Below are 24,203 nucleotides of genomic sequence, written 5' to 3' on the forward strand. Positions count from 1 at the left end.
TCGCAGCCATCTTACTCAACCCCTGTGGTTCGCTCGACCAGCCCCGAGGCCGTGTCAGTTTTGGGATCGCGCCCGTAATAGTCAGTCTTCTGATTGTGGATGCAGAGCACTTCGAGGCCCCGGCGCAGTCGGATTGTCCCGTAAACCCCGTGCAGCACCACATATTCATCGCGCACATCGAAGGAGGCGATGGCTTCCGATCCATCAGGATTGACGATGAAGAACGCCGGCAACTCACGCTGGTTGGGAAAGCGCATTACCGTGAACTGTCCGTTGTCAGACACTTCGGAGGGCTGGATGGCGGTCGATCCTTGCATGATGTAGCGCGGACTTCACCGCGCCGCGTTCCAAGGCTTTCAGCTGGGCCAGCTGGGCCATTGCGGCTTGCGCCTGCGCTTCGGCCGCTTCCTGTTCAGGATAGCGGAAAACGACCGTATAGAAGCCGCTGCCCCGCTGCGTTGGCGACAGAGCGAACCGATAGCTGCGCGGGCCATAGCGCGAACGTGTAATGACTGTCAGGTTCGTGCGACCCGCTCGCTCGCGTGGTTTGATGAAGAGCGAATTGGCAGCCGGTGCGACTTCCCAGGACACGGTATCACCCAGCGCCACATGCTCGACCACTTCATCCTTGGCGAAGACGATTTCCGTGGCGATGCGGAACACGCCCGGAATCTCATAGACTTGCCGATCATTGTAGTTCGCTTCACGAACCCGGTGATCGAGCACAGTCGCATGGGGCGTTTCTTCGGCCATCGCCGGCGACGCAGCCAGCGCGATCGCGAGCGCAAACGGGGCGCTCCACTTCAACACGGTCATTGGGGCACCTCCACGTCAGCGCGATAGCTCTCGACCTGATAGCCAAGCGGATTCTTGAAGCGGTCCACTTCCTTGCTCGGCGTGCCATCGACCTTGTATTTGATGGTCGCGACGGCATCGGTTTTGGTCGAGTTCGAGCCGGTCACAGATTCCTTGGTAAAATAGACCTGCGCGACGTTGCCGCCCAGGAACGACACCCGCTTGATCTCGACAAAAACATCAGTGCGGTTCGCAAGGATGTTTTGCGGGCTTTGGGGATTGTCGGTCTTGTAGAAGCGTGACCACCGATCCTGTTCGGGCCGCGCCGACATGACCATGACCGCATCGAAATATTCTTCGCGAGCGGCCGCTATCCAGCCTTCGCGATAGCGGACATAGGTAGCGAGGAAATACTTACGGACCGCCTCGTCATAGGTGATCGTCGCGTCACCGTGGAGCTTGGCGGCGATCGACGCCTCGCCCGTGTTACGGTCCACCGTGATAACATATGGCTCGACCGTTTTCAGAGGCGTCAGGGCTGCAACGGCCACAACGCCAGCAGTCGCCAGCGCGCCAGCAACGCCAGCGACGGCCCACGCCAGCTTTTTGGAGCGCTCGGCCGCCGCAAGCTTGTCACGTTCCCAGCTTGCAGCCTCTTCAAAATAGGCTTTCAGCTCGTCCTTTGGAATACCAACTGCCATCGTAACACCTCAGCAATTCGAGTAGATCGGGCCGCGCAGCGAGGCGCTTAGACGCGGCACTTCGACCGCCCGCGATGCGTCCGACTGTTCATTGCCCGGAGTGGATGGGTCTGCCGGGGCCGCGTCCGGCGTTGCCGGTGCACCCTGATTGAACACGTCCACATTTGCCGGCGCGGTTCGCTGTGCGGCCTGATCCGGGATTGAGGGGAGGGTAAGCCCATGCGGATTGGCAGGCCGCATCGGCCCCTCACATTTGGCTGGCTTTTTACGGGCTGACCTGCGCAGGCCGCCAGCGCCAGGCAGATTCCGAGTCCAAGCAACTTGCGCATATTCGTTCCCTCAAGCTCTGGTGATTGTGTTTCGGTTGCGCCAACGGCGAACCGCCGACGAGAAGCCCCGTCCCATGCTGGCTCCCATGGCGCGGGCATCGCTGGCCGCGTGGCCTGCGCCCGTTGCCATCGCGCCGCCACCCTTCGTCACCGCGTTGCCGAACTGCGTCACCATTGCAGCCGCGCCGCCACCCAGCGAGGCAGCAATTCCGGGGATTTGGATGAAGAAAAAGCAGGCGAGAATGTAGAACGCGATGATCCGGATACAGGTGCTCCAGATGTTGTCAAAATCGCCATCGAATGTTGCTGTTGCGGATTCAGCGACATTGGCCACAACCAGCACAAGAAGCATCGCAAATAGCGACAACATCAGAAAATTGAGGACGCTGCCGAGCCACGAGAAGAAATAGCTTCTGGTGGAATCGAACAGCAGCGCTGCTACGAAGATCGGCCCGACCACCGCCAGACATGCAAGCGCAAAGAGCGCGTAGAGCACGATTACGAAGCCAACGGCCAGGGCGAACAGGGCCGCGATCGCTGTCAAAAGAATGATGATAGTGGCACCGATACACAGCATAATTGCGGCGGCAGCGCCGGGAATATCAGTCAGTGAGGCGTGTTCCTCTGCGTATTTCTCGGTCGCATCCTGCATCGCGAGCAGTGCATCATCGACCCGCGCCCACATCCCATCGAAAGACCCGCCAACGCCTTCCGGTGAGCCGCCTACGATCGAGGCAAACTCATGCGGTAGGCCGGTCACGATCATTTGTGCGAGCGATGCTCCATAGAGGTTTGTCACAGCATAATAGAGCGCGGCCAGCATCAGCGAGCGATAGACATATTCGCGGAAGGGGTATTGCACCGCCCCGCGCATGATCGCGTAGCCTAGCAAGATTATGTAAATGATCATGCCAGTGCGGAGCGGTCCAGCGATCCACCCAACAAACCCAGCATAGTTGGATACAACTACCGAATTGAGTTCGTTGGTGAAGCCCTGATAGGCATTCGTAAAGAGATCGTATTCCACCAGCCCGCTCCGATTAGGTGTAATTCAAGCTGTTTTTTCAGCCTTACATTCCAGCTGCCGCGCGCGCTCGCGCACGCTGCTCATCGCGTTTGCGCGACCTTTCAATGGAGGCGATTTTGTTCTTGATGCCTCCGCAATTGCGCGCCACTGGCATGGGGAGGTCCGACTGTTTGAGTTCGCTGTTCACGATCTTGTCGCACTCAGCGACGATCACCGGAATCTGATCCTCATGAGTTTTGAGCCAATCAACATCATGATAGGTCATCAGAATCTCGGGAAATGTGGGCGCGCGTTCGCAGCCGGCGAGAAAGCCGGCTGCGCTGATCGCAAGAAGGACCATCTTCTTCATGTCAGATTCCAGCTGCCGCGCGCGCTCGCGCACGCTGCTCATCGCGTTTGCGCGACCTGTCCGCAAAGCTTCGGCCGTGTGCGCCGCGGCCTCTGCTCTGCGCGCTCGCTCCAACGCTTCGACGCGGAGTTGATCGTTCATCATCGACGCGCTTTCGAGCTGGATGCGGGCTTGAAGGTCCGCAACTTCCTTTGCGGTCGATGCGGTCGCAAGTCGATTGCGCAGCTCTTCCAGACCTTCGCCGCGCGATGTGGCCGCTTCGCCCATGCCTTCGGCCATGGCCTTGTCCATCGCGATCGAGCGAGCTGTCTGGTAGCGAACATCGGTTTGATCGCCATTCGCGGACACGCCGAGACGTTCGAGCATGTCCTGATAGATCGCATCGGAACGGCCGCCGTAGCCGCCGCCGCCGCTGAAATCGCCGCGCGCCATGCGTTCGAGGGAGTTCACATCGACGCCGAGCGTGCGAAGCGAATCCGTCTTGAGCTGGTTGGCGATCGAGGAAACATCGGTCAGCTGGTTCAGCCCTTGGTAGAGCTGCTGCGCTTCCGCAATCTGCTGGCGACCTTGCTCAATCATCTGCATGGTCTTCTGGATTTGTTCGATATGCTTGAGCACGGACGTGCTATCGAACACAGGGATACCCTGCGCACTGGCTGGCGTCGCGGCCGCAAGGCTCCCGATCGACACAGCCGCCAAGAAAAGCTGCTTCATAGTCTCACTCCTTTCAGCTTGGGCGCCGGCGCCGGTGAAATTCCGGCAACCAGAGCTTCGGATCATTGCCCAGTTCGGCAATCACTTCGCGGGCCACGCCCGTTGTCTCAGCGCGCCCCGACAGCACGGCGAGTTCATCGTCCATGCCAATGAGATCCAGGCCGACCACAACGGAGTCATGGCCCTGCTTCACGAGGAATTTGCGGCTTTCCGGCGACAGCTCTTCGCGCACCAGCTTAAATTCCGCCTCCGAGAGCGAGAAGCCTTCGATGTAATCCCGGCGCTGGCCGAACGGATTGGGCAGGAAGATTTTCGTCGCGACCTGCTCCAAGATCGAATGGCTGATCGTGGACCGCAGCGCGTCTGCAGGCGACTGCGTTGCAAAGACGAGGAACGCGTTGCGCTTGCGGTATGTCTTGAGGCCATCCTGCGCAAATGCTGTGAACGCCGGATCGGCCAGCGCCTTCCAAAATTCGTCAATCGCAATCACCATGCGCTCGCCTGTCAGGAGCGCGTCTATCCGCTCGAACAAGTAGAGCATGACCGGCGTGCGGATTTCCGCGTTTTCGAGGAAGTCGGTCATATCGAAGCCCACGAAACGGGCTTCGAGCGACATGGAATCTTCCTCATTATCGAAAACCCAGCCAAGGTTCCCCTCGGAGGTCCACTTGACCAGGCGCGCGCCGACGCCGCCCGAGTCCGACATACCGAGCATGGTCCGCAGCGCCGACAGCGAGCGTTGCTCGCGCGGCAGCTTCATCACGGCTTCAATGCCATCGTCGATCAGGTGCGATTCCTGCACCGTGATCGGCGCACCCTCTTGCTTCACCAGCTGGCGGATGAAGCGACCGAGGAACGCGCGATGAGAAGCCGTATTGTCGAGTGCCTTGAGCGGAGCGAACCCCGTAGGCTCCCCGTTGCGCAGCGCGAGATAGGTGCCGCCACTGGCGCGGACAAAAATCTCCGCGCCCTGATCCTTGTCGATGAAGATATGGCGCGCGTTGAACTTTTCGAGCTGCGCCATCAGGAAATTGACCAGCACCGTCTTGCCGCCGCCCGATGGACCAATGACCATCGAATGGCCCAGGTCCGCCGAATGGAAATTGAAGTAATATGGGCTGCGCGCGCTTGTCTTGAGCAGCGCGACCGCAGGCCCCCAATGATTGCCGTCCTCGTGCCCTGCCGGGAACGTATGGAAGGGCGAGAACGCAGAGAAGTTATAGGACGTGATCGGTGCGGGGCGCGCCCTCCACGCGAAATTGCCGACCAGCTGCGACCAATAGGCAGCTTCCAGCGCCGCGCTTTCGCGGGCGGCGACCATGCCCGTATCGGCCAGCGCAGCGCGCGCGATCGACATATTATCGCGCAGCTTTTTCAAATCTTCCGCGAACACCGTCAGCGTGAAATGATGGTCCCCCAGCACAAAGCGGTTCGATTGCAAATCGTCCGCCGCGTCGATCAACTCATCCATCTGACTGATCGCCTTGTCACCGGCGTTCGCCATTTGGGTCTGGCGAAGCCGGAACCGTTCTGTTGCCGCTGTGCGCGACAGGAACGTGAACGACTGCGTTATGGCGAGGCTGAAATCGACCGAGAGCAGCGATTCAAACTGGCGCGGCGTTGTCGATGACGGATACTCGCGAATGCCGAAAATGCCGCCGAACATCGAATGATCGGCGTCGCGGACCTCAAATGTCTCAGCGCCGATAATGGCGCGGCTCGCATAGAGCGCCGATCCGAGGCGACCACGAACCAGAGGACAGCGCCGATAGCGCCCGGTCATCACCTGGTTCAGTATTTCCAGCGGTTCGGAGAACAGGAGGCCCCGGTGCTCATAGATGCCGACACGGCGCGGACGAACGCGCAGCAGCAGCTTTTCCAGATCGCGCACCTTGTCTTCCAGCAGCTCTAGAGCTTCCGCGATATTGGCGTTCTTGTCCTCCTGCTTCTTGCGCAGGAAATCCATCAGCTTGTCGGTCGCGTTTGCTGTTGGGCGGATCACGACCGTCATGAAGAAGCGGTTGCGGAACATCCGTTCAGCCGTCATCCGCTCATAATATTTTTGATCGAGCTTCGCGGCGAAATGGGAGCGGAACGTGCCGCCCGGATAGTCGCGCACACGCATCCGCAACATGTGCGTCCAGATCGAAAGCCGCTCGTCATGGATATTGCGCCAGACCCCGTTGAGGCGCGTGTGCCAATCGTTCAGATCGCGCACGTCCGAAGTCTCGAAAGGACGGCCATCCAGTTCGAGCATGAGCATAAGATCGCCATTATCGAGGGCGACCACATGCTCATTGACATGCCGCGAATACGGCAAGAATTTCTCTGGCATTTCCTCCCGCTTGGCCTTGTCAAAAGGCACCTTCTCCGCGAGCGCGCTCTTACCGAACACCACGACCAAATCCCTTTCGCTTGATTCCGTAGAGCGGTAGCGGCGTGTAGCTCGACCCACCCCAAAAGACGCGGTTCCGGTTCGCCGCTTTGGTCCGGCCCCAAAGGAAGATCAGCCGGAATGCGTTCACGTCATGCCGCACGATGAGCCGCGCCATCGCATAAAGCGCGACGGCGGCCGCGCCGCCGTAGAGAGGATTGCCCGAACCAACCAACGTGATTGCGCCCGCCATGATGATGAGCGCGCCCGCCTCAATGGGAACACCCGCCCACAAAGCGGGGCGGGTGACGGCCAAGAACAGCGGGTCTTTTGTCATTTCTTCCTGACCGTCCATCCCCGATCACCCCGTAATCGTGTCGACGATCCACGGCGCGGAGAACACGATCACCACGCCAACTACGACCGTGACGAGCATCTGCACCGACGCGCGGCCGAGGAACCACAGAAGGCCAACGACGATGATCGCGATGATCGCCAGCGTGCGGAGCAAGCCGTTGCTCAGCAGGCCGAGAATGTTGTCGGCCAGGCCTTCAAAGTTTGCCTGCGCAAAAGCCGGCTCCGCTATGAGCAGGCTTGCCAGCAGCGACAGGGGCAGCGCGCGCGCCATGAGCGGCGAGGGCTTGAGACGCGCGAGCAGCGCGTCGAGCCGGGATTCAGCCTTGATCTTCCAGATACGAAACATTCGACAACTCCTATCTTCGCCTTACGAACCAATCCGCGCGTGTTGGGCGCGGCCGAAAACATCCCACGCAGGCGGTGCAGGCGGTGGAGCCGCCTCCATGTTCTCCGCTGCGATTTCCGCCAGCTCCACCGGCACACGACCGGCGCCAGTGTCGCTCACGGCGGCGCTGGCGGGCTGATCGCCCACGATGACAGTCGGGATTGCGGTCGCAGGCCGACCGCTGACGCGGCGACCTGCATTCTCCACGCGGGCGACATAGCCGTTGCGGAAACCTCTCGATTGAGAGCCTGTGTTATACATGCTGAGTGCGACCCGAAGGGCCTCTTGCGGGGTGCGACCCGTCTTGGCCGAACGGAAATTGGACAGGAGCACACGGCCTGCCGCTTCGACATTGGCGCACTGCTTGAAAACAGTGTCCCACGTCAGGCCGAGCCAGCCCATGTTGCGTGAATTGATTTGGCCGAGGCCGAGATCCACGCTGTAGCCGCGCGCAACATAAGAGCGCGCGGTTGCGATAGCCTCCGCCTCATTGCGCGGACGGCGCGGCTGACTGGCCACGCCGTTGACGTTGATCGCAAAAACATAGTTGGAAGATTCCGCATCCACGATCGCGGCGATCGTATGCGGCGCTACCGCTGGGGCGCATTGCGCCGCCAGCGAAAGAACGGCTCCGGTTTCGAGGAACACGTTCCCGCTCCCGGTCAGTTGCGCGGCTGATAGTAGGTCTGTTGCCGCCCGTCAGTCCAAGTGACCGTCAAGCGACCAGGCCTCCCATCATCCGGCTTCTTGTATTTTGTCTTGGCGATACCCCCGCCCGTGCATGTCGGGAAGCTGCCGCCGAGAGCCAGCACCCGCCACAGTTTCGTTATCGGTGGAACACAGGCTGGATATTGCGTCGGACCACCCGGGTTGGAGATGCACAGAACAACCTCACATGCCCAAGTATTATCCGACGCTACAGCGGGGGTCGATTGCACCGCAGCCCCCACCAAGGCGGCCGCGAGCGCGAAATTAAAAGCTTTCATCGCTTTCTCCCTCGTCATCGAGATTTATGCACATATCACGATGAGGGGGAAAGGGAAGCCTAAAACGCCAATTTGTTGCTGCATTGTTTGTCGGGGACCAATCGGATATGGTCATCCTCATATCCGTAATCGAGCACGACATGCCGCACGGCACTTGACAGTCGCTTGTATGTTTTAAGCGTCGGTTGCTCGAATAGGCAGACATTCAGCCACTTATCGCCATGCCACGATACTTTAACGTTGATGATCCATTCACTCGACGGCAACTGCGCAATCTCGACCGCTTGGATCATTCCCCCAGCGGGGCGGCGGGTGGTTAGTTCGCGTTCCAGGATCGGATCATACTGCCAATCGTCGCTATGCGGCATCGTGATTTATTCCCTTTTACCGATAAGGATATGTCTATCCTCGCTTTGACGGCGAGGGCAACCCGGCTTGTCCTCTCTTGCCGTGCAACCACATTACAGCCATTAAGCGTGTCAACACGCTTATTCCGGCACCACATCAACCTCTTGTGTTTTAGACCTATGGCTCGCCCGAAAAGACAGGAAGACCCCCTTCTCCCGGTTCCCTTGCCCCGGCGTCGGCCGAGCCGCGCGAACACGCGCAATCTCGCAGCGTCGGTGAAACCCGAGCTGGCGGCAGAGATCAAAAACCTTGCTGAGCGCGAACAAACGTCCGTTGCCGCCCTGGTCGAAGAGGCGACGATTAATCTCTTGAAAGCACGCGGGATCGAATATCCCGACTATCTGCGCCACTACCGCAAGTTGGCGTGACGAGCGCGTTATAGGCCCAGTCGGCCCGAAGCTGCGATTTTGGCCAGGTTGAAGAACGAACACTGAACGCTTGATTGATTCTACCAGGACCGTTGCTGACCACCGACCTCGTAGATATCGGCTTCCATGGAGCAATTGTAGCTCTCTGCGATGTTGAACATCTCGGAGAGGAGGCTTTGGATTTCCTCATCAAGGGAAATGCCATCCGGATCGGGGTCATAGGCGACGGTCAGTTTGTAATCACAATTGCCGTTTTTTACCATGGCGTAGTCGCGTTCCAGCATCGCCTCAATCCGCTCCCGAGCGGGTTTTCTACCTCTTCCACGCTTGTTGAAGTTCTCGATAATCAGATGCAGGGCGATGCTGGCAGTGGGCGGCTTTTCCGGCAGTTTGGTCTGTGACGGAATAATGTCGAGCGCCCGATAGACGGTCATTCGTGAGACCTTCAGGTCGCGGGCAACGCGGGCCTTGCTGGCGCCGGCGGCAAGGCGACGGCGGATTTCATCGTCATCGACGTTCTTCTTCCGGCCTTTGTAAACGCCTTCGGCGCGCGCCGCTTCGATCCCGGCGCGCTGACGATCCTTGATGAACTTCAGCTCCATATCGGCGACCATGCCGAGTATGGTGATGACCATTCGCCCCATGTCGCCCGCCGTCGTCACCTCTGGCTCAAGGATGCGCAGCGAAGCTCCCTTTTCATCAAGCTCATGCACCAGGTTCAGGACATCGCGCGTGGAGCGGCCGAGCCGGTCGAGCCGCAGCACGACCAGCTCGTCGCCGGTGTGCATAAACTGCATGATCGTTTCCAGTTCCGTGCGCCCGCTCCGCGAGGCCCCCGATCCGGTCTCGGAACGGATAATTTCGCAACCTGCATTCTTGAGGCGGCCAATCTGGATATCCAGATCCTGGTCCGTGGTGCTGACGCGGGCATATCCGATACGAGCCAAGTGCAAAATCCGTCACATTAGGGTGGCTCTTGCAGTGTATCGTCACATTGAGCGCAAACCCACCCTTTTGTGACAGACGAATGGTGTCACTCGGCCCTATCACTCTGGGGTGTACCCAAATGTTATAGGCCGATCAGCCGCCTCACGCTGCAAGCCGTCCAAAATCAATCCGGTCGTTCAGGTCGAGGTCGAAGCGGCCATAAGGGTTCACATGACTGTAGATCAACGGCGTGAGACCACGATAATCTTCCGGCGTCATCCGCCCCGCCCACTTCGGCTCAACCAGTACGGTCTGAAGCATGCGGGTGTTCACATACACCAGCGACGCTTGCAGGAGGTGTAGCGCCAGAACGGAGATTTCCTGCTCATGGATGCGGTTGGTGGCGATCTCGCCGCCCTTGCCGAAGAACACGAAACCATTAGCGCCGTTCCAGTTCTCAACCACATTCAGCCCTTCGTGGATCTCGCGGCGGAATGCCTCCTGACGCAAATACCGGCATAGGAAGATTGTTTTGACCGCGCGGCCGAGTTCACTCAGCGCCTTGTAGGTCGGGTGCATCACTTCGGCTCTGGCAAACCGGAGCAGGATCGCTTCCGGATCGGCGGTGCGCGATTGCATGGCAGCGGCATATTTGACCATTTCGTCCCAGTCGATCGGGCTGGAGAGGATCGGCAGTAAATTGGAAAGCCGCGTGCGCATGCCGGCTTGGGGAAGGGCCAGTTTCTGGCGTGCCACTGCTTTCAGCCGCGGGGCAAGCTCAAATCCAAGGAGTCGGCAGAACGCAAAGCCGACTGCGCTCTGGCCGTGGCTATCGACGTACTGGCGCTGGATTTCCATGTCGGTGCAATGGCGTAGCACGCCTTCGATCATGGAGGCGACCTCCGAGGAAGAGCACCGCTTGAGCTGGGAATAAACGCAGGTCGCGCGCTTCTCCACATGCCAGTAGATCATGACGCCACGGCCGCCATAGCGGGCGTGCCATTCCGTCATCAGGTTGCGGTCCCACGCGCCGAACTTCGTTGAATCGGACGCGCATGCCGTGCCCGCATCTCCCCATACTGCGGCATTGCGGATTGCCAGTGTCGCGTTTGCTACCCGCGCGCACGCCTCCCTCAGCGCTGGCGCGTGGATGAAACGGCGATGGACATGCAGCAATTCCTCGTAACTGACATCGGGTGTTGCGCCAGCGACCCGCTTGAGCCCGGCGTTCGTGCCCAAGCCATAGAGACACAGCAAAAGACGCTGAGCCAAGGCTGCTTTCGACAGGGTAACCCGCGAGGCCGACGTTTCGAAAGCATCCATCAATCCCGTGTCCAGAGCAGCCTCTTTCAACACGTCCAGCAGTCCGGTCATCGGCCAGCGCTGACCGATCTCGCTTTTGATCGAAGCGAGACCCTTCGGTTCGGGCAAGGGCTTGAACGGTGTAATCGATATCCGGTTGTCGCCGCGCCACAGGAGCCGGACCTTGTCGTTTTGTGGAATATTGGCATTGAGGAGCAACAGTTCCCGTTCAAGCTCCTCCCGGATCGAGGCGCAAAACGCCTGCGCATCTGGCGTCAGGCTGAGGCCGGAATAGTACGCATCTCGCCTGATCTCGAAGTCCTTGGGAAGATCGTCATCGGGATTGCGATAGCGATCCGCCCCGACCACCCAGATTTCTTTGGAGCGGATGCGGTCGCGCAGTTGCGTCAGGACGCAAAGCTCATAGCTGATCCGGTTTACCCGCCCATCGTCATCAATGACGGAACTGCGCCATCGCGCTGGAATCACCTCATCGATCGGAACATCCTGCAATGGCACGAAGCGGCATCCGCCATCCACCTTGCTCCTGATCCAGTCGAGGGCCGCCAGGACCGGCCGCCACACCGCGTTGTTCGACCGGAACTCAAGTACGGAAAGCAGGCTTGGCAGCATGCGCCGGTAATGATTGGCCCAGGAACCACGCATCACCTTGTAGATGCGCCGGTCCAGAGCGCCCTTCGCATGGCTCTCCTTGACGATCGCCGCCAGCTTGGCCTTACCGGCGATCGGGAAAATGACATCGCAGATGCGCCCCGATGGTTCATTGATCGAGGCGCTGGCGATCTCGACCAGCAGGCGCTCCTTTCCATAGACCCGCTCGATGTCTTTCGCGATATCGCCCACCACCTTGCGTTTCGAGCGCGTTCCGATCTTGTGAACGGTTTCGATCAGCAGGTCGATCATCGCGTCAGTGAGTTGCGCCTCCCGCGACATTAGATAAATCGCATAAAGGCCGAGCTGTCGCGCCGGCGCATGCCGGCGCATCTCCGAGGCCTTTTCACCGGCAACGCGGCGAACAATCTGATCGACCCATGGCTTGCCCGTAGCCGTCAGGAGATCATGGGGAAGATCAAGTCTCTGGATAAAGGCGAGTTTCTCGGTCACGTCGAGAATGTTGTCGAGCGTTGCCTGTCCGGCGTCACCCTTCATCCTGTTGAATCCGGTCGAGCTGTCCGGATCGGCAAGCGAGGCTTCCAATAACGCCACCGCATCTGACGAAAGCCGATCACTGGCTCCGATCAGCCAGGTGTCCAGATAATCTTGCCGTTGTGAGCGAACGACACGTTCAAGCTCCTTGCGCGACGGCCCATAAATACGCCGGTCCCGGCACCACAGGAAAACATGCTCAAGCATGGCATTGATCGACTGGCCGCCCGGGCACAGCTCGCCAGCAATCCATTCCGTCAATTGCGCGCGATCCACCCGCTTCATGCGGTGATATCCAAGATGGATCAGGATCTCCGCACAATGCCGTCGTGCTGTCCGACTGGAAAAGTCATAACCGGCTATCTCGCCAGCCTCGACACCGAGTTGCTCGGCCAGATACGAGAGGCCATCGGTAGGGATTGAGCCGGGATCGATCGCGAAAAACCCCAGGGAAGCGAAGAATTTCAGCTGCGCGGCGAGGCCAAGGCGCGTCAGGGCCGGCTTCGAATTTACAAAATCAATATCGGCAAAGCTCAGGCTCCATCGTCCGATCAAATCCCCGCCCGGAATACTCCGATCCATCAACCCACTCCCTATGATGGAGCGAACTGTCCTCTTCTATGATTTCCATCGTCAATACCGAATGCCACGTTCCCAAAACGTTCTCCGACTTGGCCAAAATCGCAGCTTGGGGCCGACTGGGCCTTATACCTATCCCGGCACCGACACGCTTCGGAACCGGCTTGGGATCACCGATGATAAGACGCTCACAGAGGCCGAGCGGCGACTTACTCAGGCGCGCGGCGCGGAAGCCGCGCGCCTGACCTTTCCGGCAACGGCCGACGGCTACCGTGCCCTGCATAAGCATCTCTTCCAAGACCTCTACGAATGGGCTGGCCAGGACCGCACCGTCGACACCGCCAAGGGCGGTGCGCGTTTCGCGCACGTGCCCTACATCGCGCGGGAACTCGACAAGCTGTTCGCCGACGTAGGGGCGAAGAACGGCCTTCGCGGGCTGAAGTTGATGCCCCTGATCGTGCGTCTACTGCTCGACCACGCCACCGGCGCCCCCTGCGCGGCACGGGAGGAGAAGAGCGATGATCTGTGAGAAGATCGGTCCCCAGCATCTTGAGCGCAAGGCGATCCTGTATGCCTATGGTAAAACCCACGTTGTAGCTGGATATGATGGCGCCGCCCTGCGGACGAGGAGTCGTCGCAAGGCCCGGGATGAGTGGTTGGCGCTGATTCCCGGCTCGCATGAAGGTTATATCAGCTGGGAGCGCTCGGAGGATAGAAGATCTCGCCGTTGAGCAGCTCGTCGCGCAGCGACCCGTTGAAGCTCTCATTGTAGCCATTCTCCCAAGGTGATCCCGGCGCGATGTAGAGCGTCTTCACGCCGATCTTGCCGAGCCACTTCTGGACGGCCGTAGCGATAAATTCAGGACCATTAGCGGACCTGATGTGTGCCGGAGGCCCGCGCATGACGAACAACTCGGCCAACGCGGCCAGCACGTCCTCGTGACGTAGCTTCCTGGCGACGATGAGCGCCAGGCATTCCCGGCTGGCCCCATCGATAATGGTCAGGATCCGGAACTTGCGCCCGTCGTGAGTGCGGCCCTGAACGAAGTCATAGGCCCACACATGGCCCGGATATTCCGGCCGGAGCCTGATACAGGAGCCATCGTTGAGCCACAGCCGCCCGCGCTTCGGCTGCCGCTGCGGCACCTTGAGCCCCTCGCGTCGCCAGATCCGCTCGACCCGCTTGCGGTTCACTGTCCACCCCGCGTCGCGCAGCAGGGCGGTGACACGTCGATAGCCATAGCGACCATATTGCTTGGCCAAAGCGATGATGTCCTCGGTCAGCGCCTGCTTGTCGTCCGCCCCGCGCGCTACCTTGCGATGGGTCGACCGATGCTGTCCGAGCACCTGGCAAATCCGTCGTTCGGACACCGGTAGCTCTCGCCACAGCTGGTCGATACAGCGCCGTCGCCGCGCGGGGCTCAGAAGTTTCCCCGGGCGGCCTCCTGGAGAATGAGCTTATCCAGCGTCAGGTTGGATATCGCCCGGCCAAGCCGCAGATTCTCCTTCTCCAGATCCTTCATACGGCGCGCCTGAGAGGCCGAGATCCAGCGCTCCTTATGGCCGACAATGTGGTGCTGCCATGCCGTGCTGCCGCTGATGCTCGAAGCGAACAGCGGCGCGATCGTAAACATCGGCCCGGTCGCAACGCGCGGCATCAACCGGGTCCCCTATGCCGCGGCCAAAGGCGGAGTGTCGGCGCTTACCCAGGCGCTGTCGTTCGACCTCGACGACCGGCCGATCCGGGTCAATTGCGTCGCTCCCGGCGGAGTCAATGTCGAGCGGGTCACGCCGCGCAATCCCAAGCCGCCGACCGAGGCCGACATCAAGGGTTTCGGCGAAGTCGGCGAGCAGACGTTGCGCGACACCTTGATGAAGCGCTTCGCGGCGCCGGAAGAATTGGCCGCCGCGATCTGCTTTTTCGCCTCGCCCGAGGCGTCCTACATCACCGGCCAGACGCTGTACGTGGCAGGCGGCGGGATAGGCTGATCTGAGGGGGCGTCCAAGGCGCCCACCCTCTTCCGTACGGGAGAGGGTTTCACCGCAGGCCTATGCCGCCCGCGCCTTGGGCTTCAAGAACTCGCGGAGCGGAATCGAGGCGTCGCCGAGCTGACCCGGGTCGACCTCGAGCCGACGCTCGACCATCCTCTTGCCGACGCCCATGTCGACCGCGCGATTTGCGGTCAGCACGCCGGCGACGACGTTGCCGTCGAGGAAGAAAGCGGTGAACTGGCTGCTGTCGAGCTCGCCGCGCATCACCACCGGCAGGCTGTCGTCGATCCGGCCGGAGACCTGGATGTTGATGTCATATTGGTCGGACCAGAACCAGCAGGGCTTCAGATAATCGACCTCGCGGCCGATCATCGCCTGCGCCGCGGCCATGCCCTGATCGGCGGCATTCTGATAGGTTTCGAGCCGCACCCGGCCGCCGAAGAAATTGGGCTGGTCGGCGACGTCGCCCGCCGCGAACACCGCCTCATGGCTGGTGCGCCCCTGGCGATCGACGACGATGCCGTTGCCGATCGCTAGCCCGGCGTTGGCGGCAAGCTCGGTCGAGGGCACGATGCCGATCCCGACCACCACCGCGTCGCAATCGATGCGCGTGCCATCGTCGAGCTCGACGGTGCGGACCAGGCCGCCGTCAAGATACAGCCTGGTCACGCCGATGCCGTAACGCGCCTTCACCCCGCGCTTGTCGTGCTCGCGGCCGAGCCAGGCGCCAAAATGCGCACCGAGCGTGCGGATCATCGGCACCGGCGCCGGCTCGATCGCGGTGACCTCACAGCCGCTCTTGCGCGCGCTCGCGGCGACCTCAGCGCCGATCACGCCCATGCCGATGACGACGATACGCGCACCCGGCTTGAGATCTGCCGCGAGCCGGTCGGCGTCATCCTTGGTCCGCAAATGATGGACATTGGCGGCGGTCGCACCATCGAGCGGCAACAAGCGCGCCTTGCCGCCGGTCGCGAGCAGGATGCGATCGGCCGGGATTTCCTTGCCGGAGGCCAGCCGAACCCCTCGGCCGGAAAGCTCCAGTGCTTCGGCGCGCACGCCGAGCTCCAGCTCTATCTTATTGTCTTCATACCATTGCTGGTCGTGGAGGAAGAAATTCTCGGGAAGCTGGTCCCTGTCCCACAGGCATTCCTTGGAGAGCGGCGGCCGCTCATAGGGCAGCCACCGCTCCTCCCCGATCAGGACGATCCGTCCTTCATAGCCGTTGAGCCGGAGCGCTTCGGCGGCGCGTCCCCCTGCAAGGTTGGCGCCGACAATCACAACCGAAGCGATCATAAATTAGCCTCCGTACCCTTCGAACCGAACTTAGACTCAATCCCGGTTTGATTGAACCGGGATTGGCCTAACTTTCCTCTGCTTTTCGTGACGATCGTTATTGCGTGCCTATCCGGTTGACGCATACACCCACTAGGGATAGATTGTGTGCGTGAAGCGGGTAGTGGGTTATGGACGTTCTCGGCCGCACCGATCTGCCCTTCCCGCAATCGCTCCCCGAGTTTCAGCGGCTTTTTCCCGACGATGGGGCCTGCGCCGCCTACTTGGAAAGGATTCGCTGGGGTGACGGGTTCGCCTGCCCGCATTGTGGCATTGTGGGTGAGCCTTTCCGCATCGCTACGCGGCCCGGCGTCCTGACCTGTCGCGCTTGCCGCCGCCAGACGGGATTGACCGTCGGCACGGTCATGGAACGCAGCCACACGCCCTTGAGCACATGGTTCTGGGCAGCCTATCTGGTCGCCAGCCAGACGCAGGCATGTCGGCGGTTCAGTTCCAGCAGCTTGGGCTGACACGGTACGAAACCGCCTTCGGAATCCTGCACAAGCTCCGCGCGGGCATGGTACGGCCCGAGCAGGACCGGATCGGCGGCAAGACGGACGGTCATGTCGAGGTGGACGAAAACCTATGTCGGTGGAAAGACACGCGGCGAAGGCCGGGGTGTTCATCATAAGACGCTGGTGGCTGCCGCCGTCGAAGTCCGCCACCGGGAGCCGGGTACAGCCCAGGACAAGCGTAAGGATGGCCGCTTTGCCGGTCGGGTGCGGCTGTCTATCGCCGCCGACCGCAGCGCCGATTCGCTGTGCGGCTTCGTAGGGAGTGCCGTCATGCCGGGGTCGCTGATCGTCACCGACGATTGGAGCGGCTATGGCAACCTGCGGACACGCGGCTATGACCACCACGCAATCGCCGAATGTGGCGACCCCGAGGTGGCCGAGGAGTTCATGCCGATCATCCACCTCGTCTTCAGCAACCTGAAGACTTGGCTCAACGGCATCCACCACGGCGTGAGCGCAAAGCATTTGCAGGCCTACCTCAACGAGTTCACGTTCCGCTTCAACAGACGGTTCTACCCGTTCAACGCCTTCCGCTCGCTCCTCGGAATTGCGGGCGAGGTGAAAGCTCGACCTACGCCGAGCTATATTCCGGTGGCTGGGCGCACCCCACATGTAGTGGGTGTCTGCGTTAACCGGATAGGCACGCGTTATTGATCGAACATGCCGATCTTGCGGTCGTCGAGATTGCTTAGGCTGCATTTTCCGTCTTCTGACAAAAAGTTTTTAGTTGGGCAATTCGATGACGAGATTGTCGAGCGGGAACAGCTTGCAGGCGAGCGCATAACCCCCCGCCTCTTCCGCCTCGCTCACTTGTAGCCTGCTCATTTTACCGGTGCGATAATTTCCGCTGGTCACCTTCACCTTGCACACGCCGCACCCGCCGCCGCGGCAGCCGACGAAAATGTCATTCAGCCCCAAGCGCTCCATCGCGATCAGGACCCGTTCCTCCTTGGGGCATTCGAAGCGGCTGCCATCGACGATCTGGACTTGATGCTTGATCATCGTGGTCAGCTTGCCGCTTTCAAAGTATTGGTTTTGCGCGCGGCGAAGGTCACGCCCGCCACCGCGAAATTCGCATCCGGGATCTCGCGCAGGATCACGCGGATCGACTCGCGAGGCACGCCGAGCGACTGCTCCGCGGCATCGGTCAGCGCGAGGATGAACGCCTCCTTCTTCTCGGTCGTGCGGCCCTCGACCAAAGTGACTTCCATGATCGGCATTTATGCTTCCACCGTGATGCTGACCGATCCCAGGTTCTGGACGGTGTTGCGGATGGTCTGGCCGGCCTTGAGGGTCGGCGCCGCCGTGATGCCGCCGGCCATGACGATGTCGCCGGCGTTGATCGTCTCGCCCGCCTCGCCGATCAACCGCGCGGCGGCGACCAGCGAGCGCAACGGATGGCCGAGGATCGCGGCAGTCGAGCCGACCTCGACGACCTCGCCGTTGATTTCCAGGATCACGCCGAGGTTCGAGAGATCCTGCATCGGATCGCCCCAGCCGCCGACCACCAGGCCCGAAGACGAGGTGTTGTCGGCGACCACGTCGACCAACGCGAACTTGAAATTCTCGAAGCGGCTGTCGATCACTTCCATCGCTGGGGCGACGGCCTCGACGCAGGCGAGCGCCTGCGCCGCCGTGACCTTGCCCGCGAGCGGCGCCTTCATCAGAAAGGCGATCTCCGGCTCGATCCGCGGATGGACGAAGCGCGACAGCGACAGCGCCGCACCCTCCTCGAGCAGCATCGCGTCGGTGAGCCGCCCCCAGGCGACCTCGTCGACCCCGACCTGCTGCATCTTGGCGCGGCTGGTGAGGCCCATCTTGACGCCGATCCGCTTCTCGCCGCGCGCCAGGCGGCGCTCGACCGACAGCTTTTGGATCGCATAAGCGTCGGCGACGGTCAGCTTGTCATTGCTGTGGGTGATCTGAGGCGTGGCATGCGCTTCGTGCGCGGCACGGTCGAGAATCTCGGCATATTCAGCAAGCGAAGTCACGCGGCCATTTCCCCCTTGGGCTCGGTCTCACCCTTGCGCGCGCTCAGGATATCGAGAGCGACGTCGACGATCATGTCTTCCTGTCCGCCGACCATCCGGCGCCGGCCAAGTTCGACCAGGATTTCGCGTGTGTCGAGTCCGTATTGTTCGGCGGCCTTTTCGGCGTGGCGCAGGAACGACGAATAGACGCCCGCATAACCCAGGCTCAGGGTCTCGCGGTCGACGCGGACTGGGCGATCCTGAAGCGGCCGGACCAGATCCTCGGCGGCGTCCATCAGCGCCATCACATCGCAGCCGTGCTTCCAGCCCTTGCGGTCGATCGCGGCGATGAACACCTCGAGCGGCGCATTGCCGGCGCCCGCGCCCATGCCAGCGAGGCTGGCGTCGATGCGGATCGCACCTTCCTGCGCTGCAACGATCGAGTTGGCGACGCCGAGCGAGAGATTGTGGTGGGCGTGCATGCCGCGCTGCGTCTCGGGCTTGAGCACCCGGTCATAGGCCTGCAGGCGGGCGCGGACGCCATCCATGTCGAGCGCACCGCCGCTGTCGGTCACATAGACGCAATGCGCGCCATAGCTTTCCATCAGCAACGCCTGCTGGGCGAGCGCCTCGGGCTCGAGCATGTGGCTCATCATCAGGAAGCCCGACACGTCCATGCCGAGATCGCGCGCGATGCCGATATGCTGCTTGCCGACGTCGGCTTCGGTGCAGTGCGTCGCGACGCGCACCGAGCGCACGCCGAGCGCATAAGCGCGCTTGAGCTCCTCGACGGTGCCGATTCCGGGCACGAGCAAGGTGGTCAGCACCGCCTTCTCGATCACGTCGGCGGCGGCCTCGATCCATTCCCAATCGGTGTGCGCGCCGAAGCCATAGTTGAACGAGCTGCCGTTGAGCCCGTCGCCATGCGACACTTCGATCGCGTCGACACCGGCATCGTCGAGCGCCTTGGCGATCGTGCGGACACTTTCGGTGCCATAATTGTGCAGGATCGCGTGCATGCCGTCACGCAAGGTCACGTCCTGGATGTAGAGCTTGGTCTGGGTGGGATAGAGCGTCATGCTGCAGCCTTCCGATTGAGCATGCGGGCCGCCAGCATCTCGCCGGCGGCCTTGGCGGCCGCGGTCATGATGTCGAGATTGCCCGCATATTTGGGGAGATAGTCGCCCGCTCCTTCGACCTCGAGGAAGACGCTCGTCTTGAGCCCCGCGAACTCGCCATAACCGGGGATCTTGACCGGGTTGTTCGATCCGAAGCGCTCGAACTGGACCTCCTGCTTGAGGCGGTAGCCGGGAACGTAGGATTGCACCGTCGCGATCATGTCGAGGATCGACTGGCGGATCTTGTCCTCGTCGACCTGGTCGGTCAGCGTGAAGATCGTGTCGCGCATGATCATCGGCGGCTCGGCCGGGTTGAGGATGATGATCGCCCGGCCCTTTTCGGCGCCGCCGACCACTTCGATGCCCTTGGCGGTGGTGCGGGTGAACTCGTCGATGTTGGCGCGCGTGCCCGGACCGGCCGAGCGCGACGAGACCGACGCGACGATCTCGGCATAATGGACCTTGGTGACGCGCGCGACTGCGGCGACGATCGGGATCGTCGCCTGGCCGCCGCAGGTCACCATGTTGACGTTGACCGCATCGAGGTTCGAATCGGCATTGACCGGCGGCACGGTGAACGGCCCGAGCGCCGCGGGAGTGAGATCGACGATCTGCTTGCCGTCGGCGCGCAGGATCTCGTCATGGACCTTGTGGGCGTAAGCCGAGGTCGCGTCGAACACGACGCCGATCTCGGGATAGGAACCCATCTTCTTGAGGCCCTCGATCCCGTCATGGGTGGTCGCGACGCCGCGCTCGCGCGCCATCGCCAGGCCTTCCGACTTCTCGTCGATGCCGACCACGACGGCGAGCTCGAGGCTGTCGGAGCCCTTGAGGATCTTGATCATCAGGTCCGTGCCGATGTTGCCGGAACCGATGATCGCGCATTTGATCTTCGACATTCGTAAATCTCCCAAAGCGCCTTCAGGCGCCCGCTTCGAAAAAGGCTTTGACGGTGCCGACACCGTTGATCCGCGCCTCGACCACGTCGCCGGCCGCGACGCCGGCCATCGGGCCGAGCGCGCCGCTGAGGATCACGTCGCCCGCCTTGAGCGGCCGGCCGGCCTTCGCCATCACCTGCGCAAGCCACAAGGCCGCGCTGATCGGGCTGCCGAGGCAGGCGACGCCCGCACCGACCGAGATCGGATCGCCGCGGCGCTCCATCACCATCCCGCAGGTGCGCAGGTCGAGCCCGTCAAGCTTCTTGGGAACGGCCCCCAGAGTGTACACCCCGCTCGACGCATTGTCGGCGATCGTGTCCCAGATCTTGATATCCCAATTGGCGATGCGGCTGTCGACGATCTCGATCGCCGGCACGACATATTCGATCGCGCGCAGCATTTCGGCGGTGGTCACGTCGGGATCGTCGAGGTCGCGCCCGATCACCAAAGCGATCTCCGCCTCGACCTTGGGCTGCACCACGCGCGTCAGCAGGATCGGCTGGCCTTCGGGCACGTCCATGTCCGCATAGAGCATGCCGTAGTCGGGCTGGTTGACGCCGAGCTGCTTCTGCACCGACTTCGACGTGAGCCCGGTCTTGCGGCCCACCAGCCGGCGGCCGTTGGCAAGATAGTGCGTCGTATTGGCGTCCTGCACCGCATAAGCGGCCTCGACGCCGCCGGCCGAGATCAGATCCCGGATCGGCGGGCCAGGATTCATCGTCTCGGCGGCGTGCCTCAACTGGGCCGCGGCCTTGTCGATGTTGCTTCTATCGAATGTGACTTCCTGATCAGCCATGGCGCTCACAACTTCACGCAGATGTTTTCGATCTCGGTGTAGAATTCGAGGCTGTGCACCCCGCCTTCACGGCCGATGCCGGATTGCCCGGCGCCGCCGAAGGCGGTGCGCAGGTCACGCAGGAACCAGCAGTTCACCCAGCAGATGCCGACCTCCATCTCGGCCGACACGCGATGGGCGCGGGAAAGATCCTGCGTCCAGATCGTCGCGCTGAGCCCGTAGGGCGTGTCGTTGGCCATCGCAATGGCTTCTTCCTCGGTGTCGAATGGAATGACGCCGCAGCACGGGCCGAATACTTCCTCGCGCATAACCGTGGAATCGGGAGCAAGGCCGGTCCAGATCGTCGGCTCGACGTAGAAACCGCCGTCAACGTTCTTCGGAACGCCGCCGCCGGTCACGACGGTCGCGCCTTCGTCGACCGCGCGCTGGTAATAGCCGAGCACCTTCGAGCGATGCTCGTCGCTGATCAGCGGGCCCATATATTGGGGATGCTTCGGATCGCCGGGCTCGAACGCCTGCGCCGCCGCGGCAAGCCGCTCGACGAACTTGTCGAAGATCGACCGCTCGACGAAGATGCGCTCGGTCCCGAGGCACACCTGGCCGGTGTTGAGGAAGGTGGCGCGAGCAACACCCTCGATCGCCTTGTCGATGTCGCAATCGGCGAACACGATCGCCGGGTTCTTGCCGCCGAGCTCGAACGAAATGTCGCGCAGGCCAACCGCGGCCTGCTTCATGATCGCCGTGCCGGTGCCGGTCTCGCCGGTGAAGGTGATCGCATCGACGTCCTTGTGGCTGGTCAGGAACTCACCGGCCGAATCCGGGCCGAAGCCGTGGACGACGTTGAACACGCCCTTTGGCATGCCGACCGCGTCCATCACCTCGCCGAGCAGCGCCGCGGTGCGCGGCGTTTCCTCGGACGGCTTGACGACGACGGTGTTGCCGCACGCGAGCGCGGGGCCGACCTTCCAGGTCATCAGCAGCAACGGGAAGTTCCACGGGCAGACCACCGCAACCACGCCCTTGGGCTTGCGCACCGCATAGTTCAGCGCCTTCGACCCGTCGGGAGTCGGGGTCATGAACGATTCGGTGGGGGTCGTCGAGACGACGTCCGCGAACATGCGGAAATTGGCGGCGCCGCGCGGAATGTCGATGTGCGAGGCGATCGAGATCGGCTTGCCGGTGTCGGCGACCTCGGCCGCGAGGAAATCGTCGAAGCGGCGCTCGATCTCGTCGGCGACCTTGATGATCAGCTTGACTCGCTCGGGAATCGTCATCTTGCCCCACGGGCCCTTCAAGGCGCGCTTGGCGGCCTGAACGGCAGCGTCGACGTCCTCCCTGCTCGCCTCATAGACGCGGCCGATCTCCTTGCCGGTCGCCGGGTCGATGTTGACGAAGCTCTTGCCTTCGCTGCCCTTGCGATAGGCGCCGTCGATATAATTCAAAACTTCCGCCGTCACCGTCGGCAAGGGCTCGTCGCCTCGCGCCATCTTCTTTCTCCGTTAATTCGAAACTTCAGTCGAACCGTTTGGCGCCGATCGCGGCAAGGCCGGCATTGGCATAAGCCGTGTCCATCGCCTCGCTGCCGCCCGATACGCCGATGCCGCCGACGATCTCGCCGTCGACGACGATCGGGAGTCCTCCGCCGAACATCACCATGTTCCTGCGCCGCGTGATGCCGTCGCGAAGTGCGTCGCTGCCCGAAACGATGCCCGGGATGTCCGCGGTCGGCATCTTGAAGCTCGCGGCCGTATACGCCTTGTCCCGAGCGATGTCGCTCGAATGAAACGGCGCGCCCGTGGCCCGCACGAAGGCGACAAGCTCGCCTGCTGCGTCGACCACGGCCGCCACCACCGCACAACCTTCGTCGGCGCCGGCCCGGAGGGCGGCGCCGACGGCGGCATGAGCGGCCTCAGGACTGATGGCTCTGTTGCAAAGATTGGCGGCAGTCAGAGGTAGGCTGTCGCTCTGCGCCGATCAGGCGGCTGCTGCGAAATGGTGGTTGAGCATGCCCATGGCCTCCGTCAGCGCCGAGGGCCCAATGCCAAAAGCTCTCTCCACAAGGCGCACCTCGCCCCTGATGCCGGGCTGCAGGCACCAGGGGCGAGCCTGTCCTTTGCGCAGGGCTCGCATGACTTCGAATCCCTTGATCGTGGCATAGGCCGTGGGGATCGATTTGAAACCGCGCACCGGCTTGATCAGTATCTTGAGCTTTCCGTGATCGGCCTCGATCACGTTATTGAGATACTTCACCTGCCGGTGGGCCGTCTCCCGGTCCAGCTTTCCTTCGCGCTTCAATTCGGTGATCGCTGCACCATAGCTCGGCGCTTTGTCGGTATTGAGCGTGGCAGGCTTTTCCCAGTGCTTCAGGCCTCGCAGGGCCTTGCCCAGGAACCGCTTCGCTGCCTTGGCGCTGCGGGTCGGCGACAGGTAGAAATCGATCGTGTCGCCCCGCTTGTCGACTGCCCGGTACAGGTAGGTCCACTTGCCCCGCACCTTGACGTAGGTTTCATCCAGGCGCCAGCTCGGATCAAAGCCACGCCGCCAGAACCAGCGCAGCCGCTTCTCCATCTCCGGGGCGTAGCACTGGACCCAGCGATAGATCGTCGTATGGTCGACCGAAATGCCGCGTTCCGCCAGCATTTCCTCAAGGTCGCGATAGCTGATCGGATAGCGACAATACCAGCGCACCGCCCACAGGATCACATCACCCTGGAAATGGCGCCACTTGAAATCCGTCATCGTTCCGTCCGTCCAATCTCCGCCAAGCATGC

Annotated in this window: 23 protein-coding genes and 3 pseudogenes; 4 read left to right on the forward strand and 22 right to left on the reverse strand. The window is 61.7% G+C overall.

The features are described from left to right. Positions 1 to 11: 11 nt before the first annotated feature. The 9 genes and pseudogenes from AC2S9W_RS20260 to AC2S9W_RS20300 form a co-directional block, all read right to left on the reverse strand. A pseudogene (locus AC2S9W_RS20260) lies at positions 12 to 816 on the reverse strand (TrbG/VirB9 family P-type conjugative transfer protein). Beyond that, positions 813 to 1,496 carry a VirB8 family type IV secretion system protein gene (locus tag AC2S9W_RS20265; RefSeq protein ID WP_059153599.1) on the reverse strand — a complete coding sequence of 228 codons (684 nt, stop codon included), beginning with the start codon at positions 1,494 to 1,496 and terminating at the stop codon, positions 813 to 815. The pseudogene AC2S9W_RS20260 and the gene AC2S9W_RS20265 overlap by 4 nt, the downstream one beginning before the upstream one ends. A 339-nt stretch (positions 1,497 to 1,835) precedes the next feature. After that, positions 1,836 to 2,852 carry a TrbL/VirB6 family protein gene (locus tag AC2S9W_RS20270; RefSeq protein WP_059153598.1) on the reverse strand — a complete coding sequence of 339 codons (1,017 nt, stop codon included), beginning with the start codon at positions 2,850 to 2,852 and terminating at the stop codon, positions 1,836 to 1,838. Between the two features lie 43 nt (positions 2,853 to 2,895). Next, on the reverse strand, positions 2,896 to 3,915 hold the full coding sequence (locus tag AC2S9W_RS20275; RefSeq protein WP_486572115.1) for a type IV secretion system protein: 1,020 nt from the start codon (positions 3,913 to 3,915) through the stop codon (positions 2,896 to 2,898). A 13-nt stretch (positions 3,916 to 3,928) separates the two neighbouring features. After that, entirely contained in the window at positions 3,929 to 6,313 is a 2,385-nt protein-coding gene (locus AC2S9W_RS20280; protein WP_006949654.1) for a VirB4 family type IV secretion/conjugal transfer ATPase, read from the reverse strand. Next, entirely contained in the window at positions 6,300 to 6,644 is a 345-nt protein-coding gene (locus AC2S9W_RS20285; RefSeq protein WP_006949650.1) for a VirB3 family type IV secretion system protein, read from the reverse strand. Before AC2S9W_RS20285 ends, AC2S9W_RS20280 begins: the two co-directional genes overlap by 14 nt. 6 nt (positions 6,645 to 6,650) lie before the next feature. After that, positions 6,651 to 6,992, reverse strand: a complete 342-nt coding sequence (locus AC2S9W_RS20290; protein WP_059153595.1) for a TrbC/VirB2 family protein — start codon at positions 6,990 to 6,992, stop codon at positions 6,651 to 6,653. 21 nt (positions 6,993 to 7,013) lie between these two features. Further along, positions 7,014 to 7,679, reverse strand: a complete 666-nt coding sequence (locus tag AC2S9W_RS20295) for a lytic transglycosylase domain-containing protein (protein WP_059153594.1) — start codon at positions 7,677 to 7,679, stop codon at positions 7,014 to 7,016. A 397-nt stretch (positions 7,680 to 8,076) separates the two neighbouring features. Then, on the reverse strand, positions 8,077 to 8,385 hold the full coding sequence (locus AC2S9W_RS20300; protein ID WP_020819813.1) for a hypothetical protein: 309 nt from the start codon (positions 8,383 to 8,385) through the stop codon (positions 8,077 to 8,079). A gap of 255 nt (positions 8,386 to 8,640) precedes the next feature. On the opposite strand from AC2S9W_RS20300, the gene AC2S9W_RS20305 reads away from it, so the two are divergent. Next, a complete protein-coding gene (locus tag AC2S9W_RS20305; RefSeq protein WP_006949649.1) occupies positions 8,641 to 8,793 on the forward strand; it encodes a hypothetical protein in 153 nt (50 codons plus the stop codon). Between the two features lie 80 nt (positions 8,794 to 8,873). Here the strand turns inward: AC2S9W_RS20305 and AC2S9W_RS20310 are convergent, their stop codons facing one another. Both AC2S9W_RS20310 and AC2S9W_RS20315 read right to left on the reverse strand, forming a co-directional pair. Then, on the reverse strand, positions 8,874 to 9,740 hold the full coding sequence (locus AC2S9W_RS20310; protein ID WP_006953933.1) for a recombinase family protein: 867 nt from the start codon (positions 9,738 to 9,740) through the stop codon (positions 8,874 to 8,876). Positions 9,741 to 9,882: 142 nt separating this feature from the next. After that, a complete protein-coding gene (locus tag AC2S9W_RS20315; protein WP_212599284.1) occupies positions 9,883 to 12,771 on the reverse strand; it encodes a Tn3 family transposase in 2,889 nt (962 codons plus the stop codon). Between the two features lie 106 nt (positions 12,772 to 12,877). Between AC2S9W_RS20315 and AC2S9W_RS20320 the strand changes: the two genes are divergently transcribed. Further along, positions 12,878 to 13,297 (forward strand): Fic/DOC family protein, encoded by a 420-nt coding sequence (locus tag AC2S9W_RS20320; protein ID WP_449328993.1) that lies wholly within the window; start codon positions 12,878 to 12,880, stop codon positions 13,295 to 13,297. A 182-nt stretch (positions 13,298 to 13,479) separates the two neighbouring features. On the opposite strand, the pseudogene AC2S9W_RS20325 reads toward AC2S9W_RS20320, so the two are convergent. Further along, positions 13,480 to 14,315 (reverse strand): annotated as a pseudogene (locus AC2S9W_RS20325) (IS3 family transposase); the annotation flags it as partial. Positions 14,316 to 14,355: 40 nt separating this feature from the next. Between AC2S9W_RS20325 and AC2S9W_RS20330 the strand changes: the two are divergent. Continuing rightward, a complete protein-coding gene (locus AC2S9W_RS20330) occupies positions 14,356 to 14,757 on the forward strand; it encodes an SDR family oxidoreductase (protein ID WP_258043185.1) in 402 nt (133 codons plus the stop codon). A gap of 60 nt (positions 14,758 to 14,817) precedes the next feature. Here the strand turns inward: AC2S9W_RS20330 and AC2S9W_RS20335 are convergent, their stop codons facing one another. Beyond that, the gene (locus tag AC2S9W_RS20335) at positions 14,818 to 16,056 is read right to left on the reverse strand and encodes an NAD(P)/FAD-dependent oxidoreductase (protein ID WP_226870539.1); all 1,239 of its coding nucleotides are present in this window, start codon (positions 16,054 to 16,056) and stop codon (positions 14,818 to 14,820) included. A 170-nt stretch (positions 16,057 to 16,226) separates the two neighbouring features. Here AC2S9W_RS20335 and AC2S9W_RS20340 point away from each other — a divergent pair. After that, a pseudogene (locus tag AC2S9W_RS20340) lies at positions 16,227 to 17,242 on the forward strand (IS1595 family transposase). A 91-nt stretch (positions 17,243 to 17,333) separates the two neighbouring features. On the opposite strand, the gene AC2S9W_RS20345 reads toward AC2S9W_RS20340, so the two are convergent. Genes AC2S9W_RS20345 through AC2S9W_RS20385 form a run of 9 tightly spaced genes read right to left on the reverse strand, consistent with a single transcriptional unit; the run spans position 17,334 to position 24,171 of the window. After that, a complete protein-coding gene (locus AC2S9W_RS20345) occupies positions 17,334 to 17,612 on the reverse strand; it encodes a 2Fe-2S iron-sulfur cluster binding domain-containing protein (RefSeq protein WP_185210324.1) in 279 nt (92 codons plus the stop codon). A gap of 5 nt (positions 17,613 to 17,617) precedes the next feature. Next, positions 17,618 to 17,830, reverse strand: a complete 213-nt coding sequence (locus tag AC2S9W_RS20350; RefSeq protein WP_208634573.1) for a tautomerase family protein — start codon at positions 17,828 to 17,830, stop codon at positions 17,618 to 17,620. After that, the gene (locus tag AC2S9W_RS20355; RefSeq protein ID WP_208634574.1) at positions 17,831 to 18,601 is read right to left on the reverse strand and encodes a 2-keto-4-pentenoate hydratase; all 771 of its coding nucleotides are present in this window, start codon (positions 18,599 to 18,601) and stop codon (positions 17,831 to 17,833) included. Continuing rightward, positions 18,598 to 19,659, reverse strand: a complete 1,062-nt coding sequence (dmpG, locus tag AC2S9W_RS20360) for a 4-hydroxy-2-oxovalerate aldolase (RefSeq protein ID WP_208634575.1) — start codon at positions 19,657 to 19,659, stop codon at positions 18,598 to 18,600. Before dmpG ends, AC2S9W_RS20355 begins: the two co-directional genes overlap by 4 nt. Next, positions 19,656 to 20,597 (reverse strand): acetaldehyde dehydrogenase (acetylating), encoded by a 942-nt coding sequence (locus AC2S9W_RS20365; RefSeq protein ID WP_208634576.1) that lies wholly within the window; start codon positions 20,595 to 20,597, stop codon positions 19,656 to 19,658. Before AC2S9W_RS20365 ends, dmpG begins: the two co-directional genes overlap by 4 nt. Positions 20,598 to 20,619: 22 nt before the next feature. Continuing rightward, entirely contained in the window at positions 20,620 to 21,432 is an 813-nt protein-coding gene (locus AC2S9W_RS20370) for a 2-keto-4-pentenoate hydratase (RefSeq protein WP_208634577.1), read from the reverse strand. 5 nt (positions 21,433 to 21,437) lie between these two features. Next, positions 21,438 to 22,919 (reverse strand): 2-hydroxymuconic semialdehyde dehydrogenase, encoded by a 1,482-nt coding sequence (locus AC2S9W_RS20375; RefSeq protein ID WP_208634578.1) that lies wholly within the window; start codon positions 22,917 to 22,919, stop codon positions 21,438 to 21,440. Positions 22,920 to 22,944: 25 nt separating this feature from the next. Continuing rightward, positions 22,945 to 23,382 (reverse strand): GlcG/HbpS family heme-binding protein, encoded by a 438-nt coding sequence (locus AC2S9W_RS20380; protein WP_449329000.1) that lies wholly within the window; start codon positions 23,380 to 23,382, stop codon positions 22,945 to 22,947. 24 nt (positions 23,383 to 23,406) lie between these two features. Then, entirely contained in the window at positions 23,407 to 24,171 is a 765-nt protein-coding gene (locus AC2S9W_RS20385) for an IS6-like element IS6100 family transposase (RefSeq protein ID WP_001389365.1), read from the reverse strand. Positions 24,172 to 24,203 lie beyond the last annotated feature (32 nt).

This window comes from Sphingopyxis sp. 550B, assembly GCF_057401805.1.

Coding starts and splice junctions, on each gene's coding strand:
- AC2S9W_RS20265 (WP_059153599.1), bottom strand. CDS start 1,496: ATGGCAGTTGGTATTCCAAAGGACGAGCTGAAAGCCTATTTTGAAGAG.
- AC2S9W_RS20275 (WP_486572115.1), bottom strand. CDS start 3,915: ATGAAGCAGCTTTTCTTGGCGGCTGTGTCGATCGGGAGCCTTGCGGCC.
- AC2S9W_RS20285 (WP_006949650.1), bottom strand. CDS start 6,644: ATGGACGGTCAGGAAGAAATGACAAAAGACCCGCTGTTCTTGGCCGTC.
- AC2S9W_RS20290 (WP_059153595.1), bottom strand. CDS start 6,992: ATGTTTCGTATCTGGAAGATCAAGGCTGAATCCCGGCTCGACGCGCTG.
- AC2S9W_RS20300 (WP_020819813.1), bottom strand. CDS start 8,385: ATGCCGCATAGCGACGATTGGCAGTATGATCCGATCCTGGAACGCGAA.
- AC2S9W_RS20315 (WP_212599284.1), bottom strand. CDS start 12,771: ATGGATCGGAGTATTCCGGGCGGGGATTTGATCGGACGATGGAGCCTG.
- AC2S9W_RS20335 (WP_226870539.1), bottom strand. CDS start 16,056: ATGATCGCTTCGGTTGTGATTGTCGGCGCCAACCTTGCAGGGGGACGC.
- AC2S9W_RS20345 (WP_185210324.1), bottom strand. CDS start 17,612: ATGATCAAGCATCAAGTCCAGATCGTCGATGGCAGCCGCTTCGAATGC.
- AC2S9W_RS20350 (WP_208634573.1), bottom strand. CDS start 17,830: ATGCCGATCATGGAAGTCACTTTGGTCGAGGGCCGCACGACCGAGAAG.
- dmpG (WP_208634575.1), bottom strand. CDS start 19,659: ATGACGCTCTATCCCACCCAGACCAAGCTCTACATCCAGGACGTGACC.
- AC2S9W_RS20365 (WP_208634576.1), bottom strand. CDS start 20,597: ATGTCGAAGATCAAATGCGCGATCATCGGTTCCGGCAACATCGGCACG.
- AC2S9W_RS20370 (WP_208634577.1), bottom strand. CDS start 21,432: ATGGCTGATCAGGAAGTCACATTCGATAGAAGCAACATCGACAAGGCC.
- AC2S9W_RS20375 (WP_208634578.1), bottom strand. CDS start 22,919: ATGGCGCGAGGCGACGAGCCCTTGCCGACGGTGACGGCGGAAGTTTTG.
- AC2S9W_RS20385 (WP_001389365.1), bottom strand. CDS start 24,171: ATGACGGATTTCAAGTGGCGCCATTTCCAGGGTGATGTGATCCTGTGG.